Annotated in this window: 23 protein-coding genes; 13 read left to right on the top strand and 10 right to left on the bottom strand. The window is 58.8% G+C overall.

Annotated features, from left to right (window positions below):
* Window positions 1-149 precede the first annotated feature (149 nt).
* From pth to B348_RS0105475, 13 genes are all read left to right on the top strand, one after another.
* The gene (pth, locus tag B348_RS0105530) at window positions 150-734 is read left to right on the top strand and encodes an aminoacyl-tRNA hydrolase (RefSeq protein ID WP_017735148.1); all 585 of its coding nucleotides are present in this window, start codon (window positions 150-152) and stop codon (window positions 732-734) included.
* A gap of 21 nt (window positions 735-755) precedes the next feature.
* Entirely contained in the window at window positions 756-1,856 is a 1,101-nt protein-coding gene (gene ychF, locus B348_RS0105525) for a redox-regulated ATPase YchF (protein WP_017735147.1), read from the top strand.
* A gap of 324 nt (window positions 1,857-2,180) precedes the next feature.
* A complete protein-coding gene (locus B348_RS0105520) occupies window positions 2,181-3,104 on the top strand; it encodes a sigma 54-interacting transcriptional regulator (RefSeq protein ID WP_017735146.1) in 924 nt (307 codons plus the stop codon).
* A gap of 234 nt (window positions 3,105-3,338) precedes the next feature.
* Window positions 3,339-3,551, top strand: a complete 213-nt coding sequence (locus B348_RS0105515; RefSeq protein WP_017735145.1) for a hypothetical protein — start codon at window positions 3,339-3,341, stop codon at window positions 3,549-3,551.
* A 126-nt stretch (window positions 3,552-3,677) separates the two neighbouring features.
* Window positions 3,678-4,049: a hypothetical protein gene (locus B348_RS0105510; protein WP_017735144.1), complete on the top strand. Its 372-nt coding sequence runs from the start codon at window positions 3,678-3,680 to the stop codon at window positions 4,047-4,049.
* A 2-nt stretch (window positions 4,050-4,051) separates the two neighbouring features.
* Entirely contained in the window at window positions 4,052-4,852 is an 801-nt protein-coding gene (sctJ, locus tag B348_RS0105505) for a type III secretion system inner membrane ring lipoprotein SctJ (RefSeq protein ID WP_026136585.1), read from the top strand.
* 13 nt (window positions 4,853-4,865) lie between these two features.
* Entirely contained in the window at window positions 4,866-5,447 is a 582-nt protein-coding gene (locus B348_RS01000000129765; RefSeq protein WP_256204104.1) for a type III secretion protein, read from the top strand.
* Complete coding sequence (gene sctL, locus B348_RS0105500; protein ID WP_017735142.1) at window positions 5,425-6,018, top strand: type III secretion system stator protein SctL; 594 nt, start codon at window positions 5,425-5,427, stop codon at window positions 6,016-6,018. Before B348_RS01000000129765 ends, sctL begins: the two co-directional genes overlap by 23 nt.
* Before the next feature lie 89 nt (window positions 6,019-6,107).
* Window positions 6,108-6,323 (top strand): hypothetical protein, encoded by a 216-nt coding sequence (locus B348_RS0105495; protein ID WP_017735141.1) that lies wholly within the window; start codon window positions 6,108-6,110, stop codon window positions 6,321-6,323.
* Window positions 6,324-6,716, top strand: a complete 393-nt coding sequence (locus tag B348_RS0105490) for a hypothetical protein (protein ID WP_017735140.1) — start codon at window positions 6,324-6,326, stop codon at window positions 6,714-6,716.
* 14 nt (window positions 6,717-6,730) lie between these two features.
* The gene (gene sctC / locus B348_RS0105485) at window positions 6,731-8,872 is read left to right on the top strand and encodes a type III secretion system outer membrane ring subunit SctC (RefSeq protein WP_026136584.1); all 2,142 of its coding nucleotides are present in this window, start codon (window positions 6,731-6,733) and stop codon (window positions 8,870-8,872) included.
* Entirely contained in the window at window positions 8,869-9,072 is a 204-nt protein-coding gene (gene hrpT / locus B348_RS1000000131905) for an HrpT family type III secretion system protein (RefSeq protein ID WP_026136583.1), read from the top strand. The genes sctC and hrpT overlap by 4 nt, the downstream gene beginning before the upstream one ends.
* Before the next feature lie 11 nt (window positions 9,073-9,083).
* Complete coding sequence (locus B348_RS0105475; protein ID WP_017735138.1) at window positions 9,084-9,434, top strand: hypothetical protein; 351 nt, start codon at window positions 9,084-9,086, stop codon at window positions 9,432-9,434.
* Here B348_RS0105475 and sctU read toward each other — a convergent pair whose 3' ends face one another.
* Genes sctU through sctV form a run of 10 tightly spaced genes read right to left on the bottom strand, consistent with a single transcriptional unit; the run spans window position 9,435 to window position 18,514 of the window.
* Complete coding sequence (sctU, locus tag B348_RS0105470; protein WP_017735137.1) at window positions 9,435-10,532, bottom strand: type III secretion system export apparatus subunit SctU; 1,098 nt, start codon at window positions 10,530-10,532, stop codon at window positions 9,435-9,437. It abuts the gene before it with no gap.
* Window positions 10,529-11,317, bottom strand: coding sequence for a type III secretion system export apparatus subunit SctT (sctT, locus tag B348_RS0105465; RefSeq protein WP_026136582.1), 789 nt, complete (start codon window positions 11,315-11,317; stop codon window positions 10,529-10,531). The genes sctU and sctT overlap by 4 nt, the downstream gene beginning before the upstream one ends.
* Window positions 11,318-11,327: 10 nt before the next feature.
* Entirely contained in the window at window positions 11,328-11,591 is a 264-nt protein-coding gene (gene sctS / locus B348_RS0105460) for a type III secretion system export apparatus subunit SctS (protein ID WP_014716816.1), read from the bottom strand.
* 7 nt (window positions 11,592-11,598) lie between these two features.
* Window positions 11,599-12,252, bottom strand: a complete 654-nt coding sequence (gene sctR, locus B348_RS0105455; protein ID WP_026136581.1) for a type III secretion system export apparatus subunit SctR — start codon at window positions 12,250-12,252, stop codon at window positions 11,599-11,601.
* Window positions 12,249-13,262, bottom strand: a complete 1,014-nt coding sequence (locus tag B348_RS0105450; RefSeq protein WP_017735134.1) for a FliM/FliN family flagellar motor switch protein — start codon at window positions 13,260-13,262, stop codon at window positions 12,249-12,251. The genes sctR and B348_RS0105450 overlap by 4 nt, the downstream gene beginning before the upstream one ends.
* Entirely contained in the window at window positions 13,259-13,717 is a 459-nt protein-coding gene (locus B348_RS0105445) for a type III secretion system HrpP C-terminal domain-containing protein (protein ID WP_026136580.1), read from the bottom strand. Before B348_RS0105445 ends, B348_RS0105450 begins: the two co-directional genes overlap by 4 nt.
* Window positions 13,714-14,142 carry a YscO family type III secretion system apparatus protein gene (locus B348_RS0105440; protein WP_017735132.1) on the bottom strand — a complete coding sequence of 143 codons (429 nt, stop codon included), beginning with the start codon at window positions 14,140-14,142 and terminating at the stop codon, window positions 13,714-13,716. Before B348_RS0105440 ends, B348_RS0105445 begins: the two co-directional genes overlap by 4 nt.
* Window positions 14,129-15,487: a FliI/YscN family ATPase gene (locus B348_RS0105435; RefSeq protein ID WP_026136579.1), complete on the bottom strand. Its 1,359-nt coding sequence runs from the start codon at window positions 15,485-15,487 to the stop codon at window positions 14,129-14,131. Before B348_RS0105435 ends, B348_RS0105440 begins: the two co-directional genes overlap by 14 nt.
* Window positions 15,484-16,383, bottom strand: coding sequence for an FHA domain-containing protein (locus B348_RS0105430; RefSeq protein WP_026136578.1), 900 nt, complete (start codon window positions 16,381-16,383; stop codon window positions 15,484-15,486). The genes B348_RS0105435 and B348_RS0105430 overlap by 4 nt, the downstream gene beginning before the upstream one ends.
* 37 nt (window positions 16,384-16,420) lie before the next feature.
* Entirely contained in the window at window positions 16,421-18,514 is a 2,094-nt protein-coding gene (sctV, locus tag B348_RS0105425; protein ID WP_017735129.1) for a type III secretion system export apparatus subunit SctV, read from the bottom strand.

The following is an 18,514-nucleotide window of genomic DNA, read 5'->3' as shown; positions in this document are numbered from 1 at the left end:
GCTTGAGGAAACATCGCGGACCGGAACGTAGCGAGAAAGCGGGCGATAACGCGGCGTTTTACTCTTGAGTAAACAGCTTCTGTCGTCCACTTTCGCCGCACAACGGTTGCGGCGATGTTATCCACAACTCCAAAGGAAGGGCCCCTGTCGTGACTGCCATTAAACTGATCGTTGGCCTGGGAAATCCAGGCGCCGAATACGAACAGACCCGGCATAACGCGGGGGCCCTTTTTGTTGAGCGCATCGCCCACGCGCAAGGTGTGAACCTGGTGGCCGATCGCAAGTATTTTGGCCTGACCGGGCGCTTCTCGCACCAGGGTCAGGATGTTCGTCTGCTGATTCCCACCACCTACATGAACCGCAGCGGCCAGGCTGTCGCGGCGCTTGCGAACTTCTTCCGGATCAAACCCGAAGAAATCCTGGTGGCCCATGACGAACTGGACCTGCCACCCGGCGTTGCCAAGCTCAAGCTCGGCGGCGGGCATGGCGGGCACAATGGCCTGCGCGACATCATCGCGCAGTTGGGTAATCAGAATAATTTCTACCGTCTGCGGCTCGGCATTGGCCACCCAGGCGTTGCCAGTATGGTTTCAAATTTCGTCCTGGGTCGTGCGCCACGCGCCGAACAGGAAAAACTCGATGCCAGCATCGACTTTGCCCTCGGCGTGCTGCCGGATATCTTCGCCGGTGAATGGAACCGCGCGATGAAAAACCTGCACAGCCAGAAGGCCTGACTCTTACCGAGGGGAAACACCATGGGATTCAATTGCGGCATCGTCGGCCTGCCCAACGTCGGCAAATCCACCCTGTTCAACGCCCTGACCAAGTCCGGTATTGCGGCGGAGAACTTCCCCTTCTGCACCATCGAGCCCAACAGCGGTATCGTGCCGATGCCGGACGCTCGTCTGGATGCACTGGCGGCCATCGTCAATCCAAAGCGCATCCTGCCGACCACCATGGAATTCGTCGACATCGCGGGCCTGGTTGCCGGCGCGTCGAAAGGTGAAGGCCTGGGCAACAAGTTCCTGGCCAACATCCGTGAGACCGATGCCATCGCCCACGTGGTCCGCTGCTTTGAAGACGAGAACGTGATTCACGTCTCCAACAGCGTCGACCCGAAACGCGACATCGAGATCATCGACCTCGAACTGATCTTCGCCGACCTCGACAGCTGCGAGAAGCAACTGCAGAAAGTTGCGCGCAACGCCAAGGGCGGCGACAAGGATGCAGTGGTCCAGAAAGGCCTGCTGGAGCAGTTGATCGCACACTTCACCGAAGGCAAGCCGGCACGCAGCCTGATGAAGAACATGGGCGTCGATGAGAAGGCCGTGATCAAGGGCTTCCACCTGCTGACCACCAAGCCGGTGATGTACATCGCCAACGTTGCCGAAGACGGCTTCGAGAACAACCCGCTGCTGGACGTGGTCAAGGCCATTGCCGACGAAGAAGGCGCGATCGTGGTGCCGGTGTGCAACAAGATCGAAGCAGAAATCGCCGAGCTCGATGACGGCGAAGAAAAGGACATGTTCCTCGAGGCCCTGGGCCTGGAAGAGCCTGGCCTGAACCGCGTGATCCGCGCCGGTTACGAAATGCTCAACCTGCAGACCTACTTCACTGCCGGTGTCGAAGAAGTGCGTGCATGGACCGTCAAGGTCGGCGCCACCGCGCCACAGGCCGCCGGCGTGATCCACACCGACTTCGAAAAAGGCTTTATCCGTGCCGAAGTGATCGCCTACAACGACTTTATCCAGTTCAAGGGTGAGGCCGGTGCCAAGGAAGCCGGTAAATGGCGTCTGGAAGGCAAGGATTACATCGTTAAAGATGGTGATGTGATGCACTTCCGCTTTAACGTGTAAGTACCACGCGCAGCACTTGTCACCCACAAAAAAGCCGATGCATTGCATCGGCTTTTTTGTGGCCAGCACTTTAGTTAAAGCACCTAACAACCACATCCAAATACTCGAACTTCTCAGAAACCTCCTACTTACACGACAACCCTTTTATCCAACAACAATACAAACGGATAAAAGCCTTAACCTTATATATCTTTTCCTACATCAATCCGGTACATAACCCCCTGCACGACGGATGACAACTTTTATATTCTGCGGTTTACTGAACTGGCACTTGCACACCGACTTTCCGACAGTGACGCAACAGCGAACATGGAGTATCAATCGATGTCGGCTCACGTCCTAGGGGATAACAGAACAGACGCCTCACTCATCGACGATCAGGAAATTGAAACCACGCTTAACAGCACCGCCACTCTCAATGTCGACATCCTGTTATTGGGAGAAACCGGTACCGGCAAAGATACACTGGCACAACGCATTCATACGTTATCGGGCCGGCAAGGTAATTTTGTTGCCGTGAACTGTGCGGCGATCCCGGAAAGCCTCGCGGAAAGCCAGCTGTTCGGTGTCAACAGCGGCGCCTATACCGGGGCAATGCAATCAAGGGCAGGATTCGTCGAGGCCGCCCACCTGGGTACCCTGTACCTCGACGAGATCGACAGCATGCCCTTGAGCCTGCAAGCCAAGCTCCTTCGCGTGCTGGAGTGCCGTGGAGTAGAGCGCCTGGGCTCGACCCGGTTGATTCCCGTGGACATGCGCGTCATCGCGTCGGCCCAGCAGTCCCTGGACATCATGGTCGAACAGAGAGCCTTCAGGCGCGATCTGTACTTTCGACTGAATGTGGTCAACATTCAACTTCCGGCCCTGCGGGAGCAGCCCGAACGCATCATCCCGTTGTTTCTGGAAATGATCCAGGAAGAAGCCGACCAGTTCAAATGCGCCCCCCCACCGCCCTCTAGCAGCCTGCTGCAACAACTGCTCTGCCACCCCTGGCTGGGCAACGTTCGCGAGTTACGCTCGACGGCAAAACGGTTTGTCTTGGGCCTCCCACCGCTTTCAACTACCGCGCGCAGCCAACCCTCCCCCCAACTAGAGCTCAAAGCACGCCTGCAACAAATTGAAAAAGCGTTTATTGAAGAGTCGATGAGCCGCCACAACCACTGTGTGGATACCGTGTCAATTGAACTGGGAATTGCCAAACGCACACTGTATTACAGGATGAAACAGTTGGACATATCACTGGCATGAGTTCAGTCGCCCCAACAGTGACAAGAAGACCGTATAGCCCAGCCCCCAAAATGCCTGATTAAACTGCCGCTTGAGAAATATTCAGCAACATCGTGAGTTAGAAACATCTGGAACGTTTTACCCGTACAGGCCACGCAGTCATGGCCAGACGCAAATTTATGTACAAACTTATACGTTACCGTGATTTGACCGCTGGCAAATCAACAACCCGAGCAACCAGAGTAGGATTTTCATATGAATATTGGCGCACTAAGCGGTGTTAACGCTTTGAATCAGGCAGATTCGTATCTAGGCGGTTTAGGTGGGGCAGGAGGAGGCGGCGGCGGCGGTGAGGGATCAGCCGAAGCCATCTTCGAGAAGATGAAGGCTGATGCAATAAAAAACGGCTGGAAGAGCGCTGAAGTAAAGAACATTCAAGCGTTGATCCGGTCGGGTTCCGGTCAATAAGTACGGGATGAACGATTACCTTTCAGGCGTAACCGCCCGAAAGGTAATCATCCCACCCGCTCGACAGCCCCGTTAAATGCGCCTTTATGGAGAGCGCCTGCCCTCCCCTCATCGAGTAGACACGCCATGCAAATAGTAAACGACCTCTTCTCACAGACCGGCAGGAGTGTTGAACATAACCGTGCAACACCGGAACAATCGGCGGACCGTACGGACGTCAGTTTTTTCGCATCGATGCTCGACGGCTCACGCCCGATGCACACGGTCTCTGACAGGCCTGAAGTATCACTCCTTTTGACAGAGGCCTCTAAGCACCTCAGCAACTCGAGAGATGGCTTCGCAAAATTAATCCGCTCAACCAAAAAAGGTATTGATGTCGAGGCCATCGGCACTTATCCACGCGAGCTGAATAACGCACAACTCACATCACAACTGATGGTGAAATGCCTTGCCAAGACAACACAATGCGTCGACAAAATCGGCAACATGCAGTCTTGAGCATGAATAACTCATTGCTTGTCGTTTTAGTCTTGAGCCTGGCTTTTATATTGAGCGGATGCAGTGACCGGGTGGAACTTCATCGACAACTTTCCGAGCAGGAAGCCAATGAAGTCGTAGCCGAACTGGCTGATAAACATATTCGCGCACAGAAAATCCCGGCCAAGGATGGTGTCGTCGTGACGGTCAATACAAGCGACATCGGGCGCGCCGTACGTACCTTGGAAGCCGCCGGTCTTCCTCGAATGGCCAGGGCCACCATGGGGGATACGTTTCGCAAGGAAGGGGTAATTTCCACCCCGCTGGAAGAGCGCGCCCGCTACATCTATGCCCTATCCCAAGAGCTTGAAACCACCCTGTCCAAGATTGACGGTGTCATCGTCGCACGCGTGCATGTCGTGCTGCCTGAACGCATAGCACCAGGAGAGCCCGTCCAACCGGCATCCGCTTCCGTATTCATCAAGCATGATCCACGCCTGGACCCCGACAACATCCGCGCGCGGGTTCGCAGAATGGTGGCGAGCAGTATCCCTGGGATGACTGCGGCAGTGGACAACCCGCAAAAACTCACCGTGGTGTTTGTACCTGCCTCCACTTATCAGGAACAACAACGCCTGGTGTACTTCGGCCCCTTCCTGGTGCCCGGCGAAGATCTCGGGTTCTGGCGAACCAGCGTCATGGTTTTGCTGCTCGGTCTGGCTTCGGCCGTGGCCGCCACGATCTTCTTGCAAGTTCGGCGCAAGCGTCCTCCGCAGGGGCCGGTTTTTGCAGACGACTCAACGGAGTCAACGCATGGCACCTAGACCCGATCCTCCCATGCATGAACAACTGGCCTGGGCTCAATGGTGGGCTTTTCCCTGGAAGGATGCTCACGAAGACTGGAGGGGTGACGAGTATCGTGACATTGAAAGGCTTTTTCGTTGCGGTCGGTCAGTGCCAGACAACCTTGCGGGATTTGTCGCCTGCCTGCCCGCTGCGCCTCAAGCCACAGTGCTTCGGTTGGCCCTGGCCTCAACGGAGCAACTCAACCTGGTGCTGACACTGGTTAGCCACACGGTCAACCCCGAAGCTGCAGCGCCATTGAGTGAGCGTCATCATCAGTGGTGCATGCGCCTCGCCATGGCGTTACCCCCTGCCATGCTGCCGCCACACTCCGATCCACTGCGGCTGCTTCATAGCTGGGTTGAACCCGCTACCTGGCAGCGTCTTCGATTGCGCTTCCCCCGTACACGTGTGAACGAGGCTGAAAGAGCAAACGCCCCGCTCAAACATGTCAGCAGCCGATTGAACACGCTGTGGCAGGCCGTCGTCTGGCGCGTCACAGCCATGGCGAGCGACAACATGCCCCTGTCTCGTACGGACGAGGAAAGCAGTGATGTTATGCCGACATACTATTGAATTGCGCGAGGGCGCATCCGGTGCACGAGGAAGCCTCATCCGGCGGGAAGAGTTTGCCGATTGGGAACACGCCAGCCAGCTCTTGAATCGCGCCCATGCCCAGGCCGACGAATTGATAAGCCAGGCCGAGAAAAAATGCGAGGCCTTGCTTGAACAAGCTTCACTGGAAATCTGGCAACGCGCCGACGCTCAATTCAAGCAATGGGAACTCGACCGTCAAGCGATGTGCGACAACCTTGAACACTACGCGACCGCCATCACCAACCAGGCCATTCGCTGTCTGCTCGACGAGACGGCTGCCCCGCAAAGGCTTGCAGCGCTGTTGAAGCAGTTGTTGGAGAGTCAAGTCCAGGAAGTCAGCGCGACGCTGCTCTGCCATCCCCATGATATCGAGGAGATCAGAGAGTGCCTGACCCGTCACAAGAGCAGATTCTGGAAGTTAAATGCCGACGACACGATTCCTCCTCAGACGCTCGTTCTGAAAACAGATGAAGGAGACTTCCGTATCAGCTGGGACGCCATGATCGACACTTTTTTCAATCAGGGCAAAGAGTACTCGATCGAGATCTAATCCTACGAAGACGAAGACTTTATTTATATTCAGCACTCCACCTTGGCTGTTTAATTCACTGATCAACAATAAAACGCAGAGGGAAAATCATGGACTTTTTCAAAGAGTTGACTCATTCGATTGCCCGAAATAAAACATCTACATATAAGGAGTTCAAGTCCGGCTTTGAAGAAAGCCTGGCCGCCGAAGATAGTGAGTTATTCCACAATCTAGTAACGCGCAGAGAGGTGACGTTCGCGCTTTATAATGAACACGGTAAAACGATCAACCAAATGCTCAAAACAACTATTGAAAGCTTCCAGTAAATGAAAGCATTCGTGGGTAACTGGTTGAGCGGCGCAGAGAGGGAAATCGCCATCTTTGAAGGCGACGACGAAGTCACCCTGCAACGTCAGGGAGACAGCGTTTTACTGAGTGCTCAACTGACCTCAGCGATACCCGACAACCCTGCCTTGCAAGGCTGGCTGCGCCTGGGCGCGGCCAGCTTGAACCATTTCCAGGGTGCACTGGCGCAAAAAGCTGACACGGGGGCGCTATGGCTGATTCAAAGCCTGCGTACTGATCGCGGAGAAGCCTACGTACTCGACTGCCTTGAGGCATTACTCAACCAACGCGACACATGGCGCGCAATCGTCGTACGCCTTGCTCGTCCAGCCCCCAACCTCAAACCTACCTCGCTACGTTCACGCTCGTACTAATCAGAGAACTGTCTATGCCTAACAAGACCCATAAGGGTAATCGCTTGTGCCTTGGCTCGTCCGGGGTTTCAGCCAAACGAGCCCATTGGTGCAATGTGTTCCTGTTTTTCTGGCTGCTGGGTTCAGCAGAAAGCGCGTTGGCCGCCATCCCTCCCGCGTGGAAAAACACCGCCTACGCTTATGAAGCCGAGCATAAGCCAGTGCGGGATGTGCTCGAAGACTTTGCCCAGACCTTTGGTACGCAACTGCAAATCGAGGGGCTGCTGGAGGGCATCGTCAATGGCAAGATACGCGCCAATACCCCGCAGTCATTGCTCGACCGCCTGGGAGTGGAGCATCGCTTCCAATGGTACATGTACAACAACACGCTCTACGTCAGCACGCTGGACCAACAAGAGTCCGCACGCCTGGAGGTCTCCTCAGAGACCATTGCCGACCTCAAGCAGGCCCTCACCGATATTGGCCTGCTCGATAGTCGCTTCGGCTGGGGTGAGTTGCCCGAGGATGGTGTCGTACTGGTCTCTGGCCCTCGGCGCTACATCGAACAAATCAAGCAGTTCAGCAGCCAACGCCGCTCAGCGGATGAAAAACAGGCGGTGCTGAGCTTCCCGCTGAAGTTCGCCAATGCCGCGGATCGCCCATTGGAATATCGCGGTGCGACGCTGATCATCCCGGGCGTTTCCAGCATTTTGCGCGGGTTGCTGGAGCCACGCCCCAATGCCATGGCCTCGGCGATGGGCCAGCGCTCCCCCTCACTCCCCACCCCTCTCATGCCGAACGTTCCCCGCTTGAGCAATCCCTTGTTGGGGCAGATGCTCGGTTCAAACAGCAATATCACACCGTTGGACAGTGGCGCGACACTCACACCACGCGCGCCGACGCCCACCAACCGGGTTCGCGTCGAAGCCGATATCCGTAACAATTCGGTGTTGATCTATGACTTGCCAGAACGCCAGGCCATGTACCGCGAGTTGATCGCCCAGCTCGATGTGGCGCGCAAACTGGTGGAAATCGATACGATCATTCTTGATATCGAGCGAACGCAATTGCGTGAATTCGGAGTGAACTGGGGGTTTCAGAACAGCCGGTTCCGTGGCGGCGCAAATATGGCACCGGGCACATCGCAGCAGTTGTCGATTGAAAATCGCGACCGTTTCTATGCCGATATACGAGCGCTGGAAGCCAAGGGGCTGGCAACCATGGTGTCCAACCCCTCCGTGCTCACCCTGGAAAACCAGCCAGCGGTAATCGACTTCAACCGAACTCAATACCTGACCCCCGGACGTGAGAACGCAACCATCTTGCCGGTCACCGTGGGTACCAGCGTCCAGGTCGTGCCCCGCGTCATTACCAGCCGTGGAAGCCATCAGATCCACTTGGCCGTGGATATCGAGGACGGCACGTTCGACGAGTCCAACCCCGAACGCAACCTCAAAGACCTTGATGTTCGCCGCGGCAACGTCAGCACCCAGGCCGTCATGGCGGAAAAGCGCTCAATGGTGGTGGGTGGCTTCCACGTCACGGAAAGTACCGATAAGCAAAACAAGGTGCCCCTGCTGGGCGATATCCCACTGTTGGGCAAGGCATTGTTCTCCTCGAGCGAAAGGCAGAACAATCGGCGTGAACGCCTGTTCATCATCACCCCACGCGTTATCGGTGACCAAGCCGACCCGTCCCGCTACTTGCCCCAGGCAGACCAGGTCGAATTGCAAGCAGCCCTGGCACCGCTGGCCAGGCGATATGCCCCTCACCAGCCCGTGATCAAGCGCAGCGACATCATCAGCACCCTGGCACACCTGGTGACAGGGCAAGTGCCCAAGGCGTTCAAGTTGGCGCCAATGCCCCTGGGGTTGAACACACTGTGCAGCACCCGCGACTTGCTGGCGCTGAGCACCGAGCGCAGCCAGTGGTACGCAGGCCCTGAATACAACGTCGCGGTCGTGGTGCTGCGCAACACGTTCAACCGCAATGTGCGCATCGATGAAAAAGAATGCAGCAACTCGCAGACCCTGGCCGTCACCGTCTGGCCGCGCGCCTGGTTGAAGCCTGGAGAGGAAGCCGAGGTATTTATCGCCATGCGGCCAGTGGTGAAGGATGAACACCTGAGCGTCCCCCGCCCCACCTTGATTACTCCTCCTCAGAAGGTCCGACCATGAAACACCCATTGCTATGCGTCACCCTGACCGGCCTGGTGCTGCTCGTCACTGGCTGTACCCCAACGTGCAAAGGCGACTCCTGCTCACGCCCCCAGTCGACCCCGGATAAGATGGTGATCTGGTGGCCATCGCAAATGCGCGCAGAGCCCGGCCCGTCCGGAGAGCGCGCGGATTACCAGACCATATCGCTGGAACGATGAGTACCGCGTAAATGCCCACCGATCAACGCCAGGTATTTCTGGAGAACGTGGTGAGCGGCGTTGCCGCTCACCTGCCGCTCGCTCCCGGCATCAAAGTGTGCGTCGTGCAGGCTGGCGAACGCCGGGGGCTAGCGCTGCACATCGCGCGCGAAGCGTTGCAAGCCAAACAATTGCAGAGGGTACTGGAGAGGCGCCTTGAACAGGCCCAGATCTTCGATGGCTGCTTTGTCTACCTCGATACCGAAAACGCACTGGTGATCTGGCATGCACTGCCGACCACGCACAACACCCTCGACAAGGTCCTCAGCCGGATACTCGCGCTGGCCAACCTTGGAGCCCTGGACGCCCACACCAACAGCTGATCAGCGTTGCTCCAGCTCCGGCAGCTCCAGGGTTTCGCGTTTGGCTTCGTCGTCCAGCTCACGCAACGTGCGGTAGATCAGCGCCACGGCCTGCAACGTTTGACGAGGAATGCTGGTGCCGAGCTGGTGGGTGTAGAGCGTGCGGGCCAGCCACACACACTGGACCACTGGCACATCGGCCGCCTTCGCTCGGGCAATCAATCGACGGGCCTCGGCGTCCGTCCCTTTGCCAATCAGCAAGGGCAGCGGCGTCTTGCCGGGGCGGTAATACAGGGCGACCGCAAAGTGTGTCGGGTTGACCACCAGCATGTCGGCCTCCTCCAGCTTGGGCAGCTTGACCTTGGGTTCCTCCTGGGCCAATTGCTGGGCCAATGCGCGACGCTGGCCCTTCACATGGGGGTCGCCTTCCATGTCCTTGTATTCCTTCGTGACCTCGACCTGCGTCATGCGCATACGCTTGGCGAAGAAATACTTCTGCAAGGTCAGATCGATCAGCGCCAACACCAGCAACAGCCCCAGACAGGCATGCAGCAAGTGACGGAACAACGCGATCAGCGCCAGCAGGTAACTTTGCAGATCGCTGTTGGCAAGGTTGATCAACGTCCCCAAGGAGGGCCAGACCACCACGTACACTATCAGGCCCAGGAGGAACGCCTTGGCGATACTCATCAGCAGCGTCATCAGCGACTGCGCAGAGAACATCTGCTTGATCTGGCTGATCGGGTTGAGGCGATTGAAATCCGGCTTCAGCGTGTCCGGGGCGAACAGCAAGCCGAACTGCATCCAACTGCCAATCAGCTTCGCGGCAATCGCTAGCCCGGCCATCAACAGAGAGAACGAGAAGAACATGACCAGGCCCTCCATCAGCACCTCTTCCAGCGCCCGCACAAACGGCAGGCTCAAGCGTGACATCGGCAACACCATCAGTTGCTGAAAGCGCAGCAGGCTGGTCTCGGCAGTGAACAAGGCGACCTCACTGATCGCCGTCAGCGCCAGCAGTTTGCTCACATCCTGGCTTTGCGAGACCTGACCTTTCTTGCGTTGGTCACGCAGTTTCTTGGCGGACGCCGGGTGCTTTTTTTCCCCCGAATCACTCACGGCGTCGGGACCTTGAACAAAAGCCCCAGGTAGTGCTTGAGGTCACCCAACTGGCTCATGCGCCCGACAATCAGATCCTGCAACAAGGCAAAGTACAGCAACAAAATACCGATCCCCGCCAGGCACTTGACCGGCGGCGCCAAGGTACTCACTTGCAATTGCTGGCTATAGACACCCAGCAACGCAATGCCGAACTCCAACAGCAACAACACTGCAATAAAGGGCGCCGCGTAAAGCATCATGTGCATGAACGTGTCACCCAGCAGCCCGACAAATACGCTCATGCCCTCAGCGGCGGGTAACGGAAACCACACGGTAGGTGGCCAGATCAGGTAACTGTCCCAGATCACCTGAGTCAACGCGCCCAACCCCAGGATGGCTATCAACAGGTAAATCGCCAGCTGCTTGAACATGTGCCCGATGGGTGTCGCGTCCGGCCCCAGTGACGGGTTCAGCTGGCCACCGGCCAAGGCGCCACGCTGGTTGTCCAGCAGCGCGCCCACCGATTCGAACATCCAGAACGGCATCGACAACAACACCCCTAGCAGCAATCCCAGGACCACTTCCTTGATCACCAGCATACCGAGCATCAGCGCTGAAATGTCCTGCCCCGCCAGAGCAGCGTGAATGCCCGGAGCGGGCAGCAGCGCCATGACCATCACGACGGTGTGCCGGGGCAGGCCACGCACGTGTTGAAAACAGAACGCCGCCACCAGGATGCCACAGGGGTAGATACGCGCCATGCCGATAATCAGGCTGGGTAGATATTCAAGATAAAGCAGCACAGGCCAGGCCTCAGTTCAGGGCCGAACGGCCGATCATTTCAAACGTCAGGTTGATCAGCTGGATCAACTCCACGCCAATCCAGCGGCCTGTCAGGATCAATGTGACACCCACTGCCACCAGTTTGATGCCGAAGGGTAATGTCTGGTCCTGGATCTGCATCAACGCCTGTACCAGGGAGGTCAGTACCCCGACCACCACCGCCACGATCAGCGGCGGCGCCGACAGCACAACCACCAGCAACATGCCTTGCTTGAATAGCACGATAGGTTCCATACGCCTCTCAGAGATAGGAAAGGAACAGGCTGTCGAGCAACCGCGACCAGCCAGACACCAGCACGAACAGCAACAGCTTGAGCGGCAGGGAAATAGTCATCGGCGAGACCATCTGCATGCCCAGCGCGAGCAGCAGGTTGGAAACAATAAGGTCGATCACGATGAAGGGGATGTAGATCAGGAACCCGATCTCGAACCCCGCCTGCAATTGCGATAGCACAAAAGCCGGAATCAGCAGGATAAGGTCCTCACGCTGTACCTCCTGCGCCATTTTCGCCGGCCACAGACGTGCGGTGTTTTCCAGTAGATGGGTCAGCACATCGGGGTCCACATTACGCAGCATGAAGGCACGCAAGGGCTTGATGGCCTCATTGCCGGTGTCCAGAAACGTTTGCACGTTGCTCATGTCCAGGGGCGAAGCCTTGACGCTCTCGGCGATCTCATACCCCACCGGCGCCATGATAAACAGGGTGGCCGCCAGGGCGATTCCGTTGATGGCCATGCTCGGCGGGACCTGTTGTACGCCGATGGCATTGCGGGTAATCATCAGCACAATCACGATTTTCAAGAAGGCTGTGCAGACCACCAACAGCATGGGCATCAACGACAGCGCCCCCAGAAATATCGCCAGGACTATCGGGTCCAGCCCTTGAAGTATCATCGACCGAACACCACCCGGGACAGCTGCAACCCCAGGCGCCCGTCGACCTCCACCAACTGCCCCTGGCCAATGGGCCGATCGCCGTAATACAGGCCCGCCATCGTCGGCGCGAAACCGGCAATGCCCAGCACCGAACCGGGTGCGAGGTTACGCAACTCCCCGAGGGTCAGGTTCAGTGTTCCGCAGCGCACGCTCAGTGTCATGCTCAATTCATCAAACGGCTCAGGGCCGAATACATCCATGACGGGTTCATCGTCTTCCGGGCCCGCGTAATGAGGTACAGCAAAATCTTCGTCCACGGATGTGTCCTCGATAGAAGTAAGCGTGAAATGCAAGCGCCCGGCGTCATCGTCAATGCTGCCATGCAGGCGCGCTCTGCCGACCGGCACATAACCGCTGCCGCGGGCCTGGAAAAAACTCTGTTCAAGCACCAGCACATCGCCGGCTCGCAGGCCGCTGGCCTGTAGGATCGGGACCCGCAACCGCCCAAGGGTCACGGCAATTGCCAGTTGAAACGACAACGGCAGCGGCGCAGCCGTGGCCCGCCAGGCCCCCGCCTCGTGCAAGGCCAAAAAGCTTTCGGGGCTCAGCCACACATAACCCTCAACCCAGGATTCACCCAGCGTCACGGTGAGACGGCAGCCAAAGCCCGTTGGGCGCTGGGTGTGGAGCAATCGCACGTAACCCAGCAGCGCTCGCACGTCGGGGCTCAGGTGATACTGGAACAACGCCCAGAACCAGGAGTCCGGATCGTCGCCAGCCCCAGCGAAGGTCACCGGACACTCACCCAGCAGGCTGAGCAACGGCCCTGCCTTAGCGAGTGCCAGCACACCGCATTGCGTGTCGAAGCACAGCGATTCGCCGCCAGATGGCGGACGTCCAGGCTCGAGCCGCAACTCACCGGCCTGCCCCGCGACCTGGAACGGCAGACGCAGGCCACGGCCCAGTCGGTGGCGTGCGGCTACCACGTCGCCCTTGATCGAAGGCAATGTCAGTAACGGTACGATCATGGTTTACCGACGCTTGGCAGAATCAGGTTGACCGGCAGCCCCAGCGCTTGCGCAAATCGGTCCTCACATTGTTGCCGTACGCCGCTGAGCCAGCGCGCAGTGGCGTCGTGTTCCGCCTCCAGCTCAATGCCCCAGGCGCCCTGTTCGCGGCGCACGCTGGCGTTGATCCGTCCCAGGCGCGGCAAGTACAGCACCGCCTGCAACGGCCACTGCGAACCGGCCAACACACGCGGCCCCAGCTGTTCGGCGAGCGCTTCGATCTGGGCGACACCCGCTGCTGATTTTTTCGCCGACAAGGAGGCTCCCGCTCCGCCGCCCTCCCGCTCATCAGCAAACAACCGTGCGAACAGTCGCCCTTGCTCCCAGGGCACGACGCCCGCCGCTCCCGGTTCACGCTCATCCCGTGGTTCACGCAGGCGTGGACGCTCAGTGGGTTTATTTGCTACCTGGGTCATGTCGGCTCCTGTGCCAGCAAAAGAGAGAGCTCCTGAAGCTTTTCCACCTGCCGCAGGCATTCGGTGGCCTGTTTCTGGGCACTGCCAACCCGGTTTTCCTTTTCTGTCCGTTGGTTGCGCAACGCCTCGAGTTGCCCTTCTTCACGCTGGGTACTGGCGGATAAAGAGCGTTCCTGTGCGCTCCAGGATTTGAGGCCCTTCAAGGTCAGCGTCTGGCCCTGGTGCTGGCTGAGCAACTGAGCGCTTTGCCGAGCCTCCTCCTGCCGCGTGTGTTCAAGTGCATCCTGGGCCTGCCGGATGTGAACAAGCAGGGCCTGCTGCTCTCGTTTCGCCTCACGCAGGGCACGCTCGGCCCGATCGGCCCTGTGCCTGCGCAGACGCCGTAGCGTCTCCACTTCACCGAGCAGCACATCAGAATGGGACATAGGCCGTCAGCTCCTTGAGTTGCTCCAGCGTGGCCGCCATCGGCGTGGGCTCACGCAAATCCTGGCGAAGGAAACCATCCACCGCCTGGCGACTGTTCACTGCCAGGTCAGTCAGGGCATCGCTGCCAGGCTGGTACTCCCCCAGCTTGAGCATCAGCTCGATCTGCTGGTAGGCCGACAGCAAACGTCGCAACGCCGTACCCGCGCGGATATCTTCAGGCTCTGCGACGTTGGTCAATATTCGTGAAAGGCTGGCGAGCACATCCACCGCCGGATAGTGTCCACGCTCGGCCAATTTACGTGACAGCACGATATGGCCATCGAGCAGCGAACGGACTTCATCGGCCACCGGGTCAGTCATCGAGTCCTGCTCGATCAGCACGGTGTAGATGGCCGTGATCACCCCATCGCGGGTCAACCCGGCGCGCTCCACCAATCGTGGCAGCAAGCTGTACACCGAAGGTGGCAGGCCACCGCGCCCCAGGGGTTCGCCGGCAGCCAGGCCGATTTCGCGTTGGGCCCTGGCGAAACGGGTCAGGGAATCGATCAGCAGCAACACCCGTTGCCCCTTGCGCCGAAAACCCTCGGCCAATGCCGTGGCGGTGAACGCGGCGCGGGCGCGCTCCATGCTGGAGCGATCAGAGGTGGCACACACCAGTACCGCTTTGGCGCGCAGCTGGTCATCCAGCTCATGGTCGAGGAACTCGCGCAATTCACGACCCCGCTCGCCGATCAGGCCGAACACGATGACATCACACTCGACGTTACGGGCGATCTCGGCCAACAAGGTCGTCTTGCCACAGCCGGCCCCGGCGAACAGACCGACGCGCTGGCCTTCACCAAGCGTCATCAGTCCATCGATGGAGCGTACGCCGGTAGCCAGCGCACGGTTGATCCGCGGCCGCTCGGTGGGCAACGGCGCTTCGCACAACACCGCACTGGTATCCGGCAGCTCAGCGTCGACAAACGCACTGGCCCCCTGCCCCGTGATCGGCCGCCCGAAACCATCCAGCACCTGGCCCAACAGCGCTGCGCTGACCTGCACCCGATGCGATACGCCCAGGCGCTCGACACTGGCCCCCACGCGCACACCTTCCAGATTCCCCAGGGCACTGAGCACCGCATCCTGCTGATCAAAGCCGATGATTTCGGCGAGCATGCAGTCACCCGGCGTTTTTTCGACCCGGCACAAGTCGCCGATACGCGCCTGCGGCAGCCGGCACTGCAGCAGCATGCCATTGACGCGCTGGATTCGACCGCGCATCGCCACTGGCGCAAAGCTGCTCAGCGCGTGGGCCTGACGCTGCTGCCAGGCGTCGAGGCGCACGTTCAATGGCGTACTCACCAGTGCACCTCGTAACGCTGCGTGCCATCAAACACCACCTTGCTGTTGTCGATCAGTACCAGGCGCAGCCCTTCCACCTGATCGCCAACAAAGAGTCGGCTGCCCTCCTCCAGAACCACGTGACCGTTCGGCCCGCCGACGATCTGCACAATCCTGAACGGCAATGCATCATCGCGCACACGCACACGGCTGATCACCGGTACCGCGCTGTCAAATTGCTCGCCAAAACGGCTGAGCATCCGCGCCACCAACTCAACATCGTCCTGGGACACGCCCCCACTGAGCACAACTTGGCCATTGATCACTTGCAAGCTGATCCGCTGGCTCAACTCCCGCTCGCCGAGCATCTTCAGCAACTGCTGGCGCACGTCAGACGGTGAAGCCAATTCGTGTTTGTTCACCACCGCTGGCATCAGTGAAGCCTGCGCCTCATGCTCCCCTGTGGAGACCATGCCCACCACCGCGATGATCACCGCCATCACCAGCACCAGGCTGATCAAGCGCTTTTGCTGCACGGGCGAGATGGACGACAACTTCAGTGCCTGCGCAGGTTCATCCGGCGATGACGAGACTACGGATACCGGAGCCGGTGACGGGGGCCACGGCTGCTCCGCCAAGGTCACACACAGACGTACGCCGCCCACCAGAAAGGGAACGTTCAACGCCAGGTGCGGGATCTGCGCCATGGCCTGGCCATCCGCTGCGTACACCAACTGCGCCTGGGCCTGCACCGACCAGTTGGCGTCGAAAAAGCGCAGCTGAGCATGGTGCTCGGATACCCCCGGATCACTCAGCACCAAGTCAGCGTCTGCCTGGGCGCCGATGCTCCACTGTTCGCCGAACAACGGTAACGCAGCGCCCTGCCGCAGCCCATCAAGCACCCGCAACTCAAACATCATCAAGCCCTCCTTCGAACCGACCATGGCCGCGGGTTCATGCCACTGCACCCCGCATCAACGCTTCCTGACCAAGGTCAATGCGCCCCAATACCTTGACCTTGGAGCTGCTCCCCAACTCAGCGAAAGACAGCACCGGTACATGGTTGAACTCTTCCAGCAACAAGGTGCGCAAGGGGCTGCGCAAGTCTTGCGCCACCAACATCACGCTCTTGGTCTTGGCCCTTAAGACGAAGGCCTGATTGAGCAGGCTGATAAGCCCCGCGCTGTGTTCCTCGCCCAGCGCGAAAAACACCCCGGTCTGGGTCTGGCGCAGGGCTTCACGCAGGATGTTTTCGCTCTGTGGCGACAACAGCCACGCGTGCAGGCCGTCGGCCTCGCTGTACTGGTGGTAGATCTGTGCCTTGAGGGCAATGCGCGCATAGTCGGCCAGGGCTTCCGGCTCACGCTCATGCTGCCCGTATTCGATCAGCGACTCGACGATCAGCCGCACCGCCCGCAGGGGTACACCTTCACTGGCCAGGCGTTGCAACACCGCCGAAAAACGCGACAGCGGCATGATTCGCTGCAGCTCCTGCACCAGCTCAGGCTGGTTTTGCTCCAGCCAACTCAGGATCGACTTGCTCTCCTGAATCCCCAGGAACTGTGGCCCGCTGAGCATCATTGCCTGCCTCATGCGCTCGATGATCAGGCTCGTGGCAGTGAAGCGCTCCAGTTGCGGATCATCAAGCAGCGGATCATCAGGGGGCAGCCAGAGCCAATCCTGTTCATCCCGCTCGACCACCCCCGGCATGGCGTGCTCGGGCTCAACCGTCAGCGCCTTTCGCGCAACGGCCACACGCCCCACCACCGACGCCTTGACCATGGGCACTTCATGCACGCAAAAGCGCATTTCATCGTCGGCCAGGGCGTCATCGAGTTCGACTTCGAACGGCGGCAGTGTCAGGCCAATGTTGGCGACCAGCGAGTTTCGGGCCTGGCGAATCCCATGAATCAGATCCGTCACTTCGGGCGTTCCGCGCAGAACGGGGGAAAACTGCAGCAGGTAGGGGCGCGACGGATCGAATCCGCGCAAGTCCTCTTTACCGTTCTCTTCGGGGCGCACGACGGTGGCGGCTTCATTGGGGGGCTTTTCCTGTCGAGCACGCTGACGCACCAGGAAGTAACCCAGGCTGCCGGTTATCAGCGCAATCAGGATAAACACCAGGGTCGGCATGCCAGGGACCACGGCAAACGCCAGCATTCCCACCGACGCAATCACCCAGCTTTTCGGCTCGCTGGTCATTTGCCGGGCAATTTCGGCGCCCATGTTAATGACGCCCTTGCGCCCTTCCGGTGCCACGCGGGTAATGATCATGCCAGCCGTCAGGGAGATCAGCAGCGCTGGAATCTGTGCAATCAGACCATCACCGATGGTCAGTACCGAATACAATGCCATCGAATCGGCTGCGCTCAAACCGTGCTGGAACATGCCCGTGGAAAAGCCTCCCAACAGGTTGACCACGACGATGATCAAACCGGCGATGGCATCGCCCTTGACGAATTTCATCGCGCCATCCATGGCCCCGAACAGTTGGCTTTCACGCGACAGCTGATCACGCTTGTCACGCGCTTGAATGCCGTCAATCAGCCCGGCACGCAAATCGCTGTCGATCGACATTTGCTTTCCCGGCATGGCATCCAGGCTGAACCGTGCCGCAACCTCGGCGACCCGCTCCGAACCCTTGGTGATCACCAGGAAGTTGACCAGGGTCAGGATCAGGAAGATCACCATCCCTACCGCCAGGTTCCCCCCCACCACGAAATTACCGAACGCCTCGACGATATCACCGGCGTCCTGCTCCAACAGGATCAGGCGTGTGGTCGCGATCGACAGGGCCAGCCGAAACATGGTGGTCAACAACAGAATCGACGGGAACGACGAGAATGCCAGAGGGCCAGGCAGATAAAGCGCCAGCACGATCAGCAGGCAAGATATGCAGATATTGAGCGCAATCAGAATATCTACGAGCCAGGTCGGCAGTGGCACGATAAAGATAAAGACAATGGCCATGACGACTACGGCGCCCAGCACTTCGGCGCGCTGTGCGACTTTGAGCAACATGCCGTTGATGGTTGACAGCAGGGTCAC

Origin of the sequence: Pseudomonas sp. CBZ-4, assembly GCF_000346755.1 — a bacterium.
Taxonomy (GTDB): Bacteria; Pseudomonadota; Gammaproteobacteria; order Pseudomonadales; family Pseudomonadaceae; genus Aquipseudomonas.
This window is presented reverse-complemented; position numbering and strand designations above follow the sequence as displayed.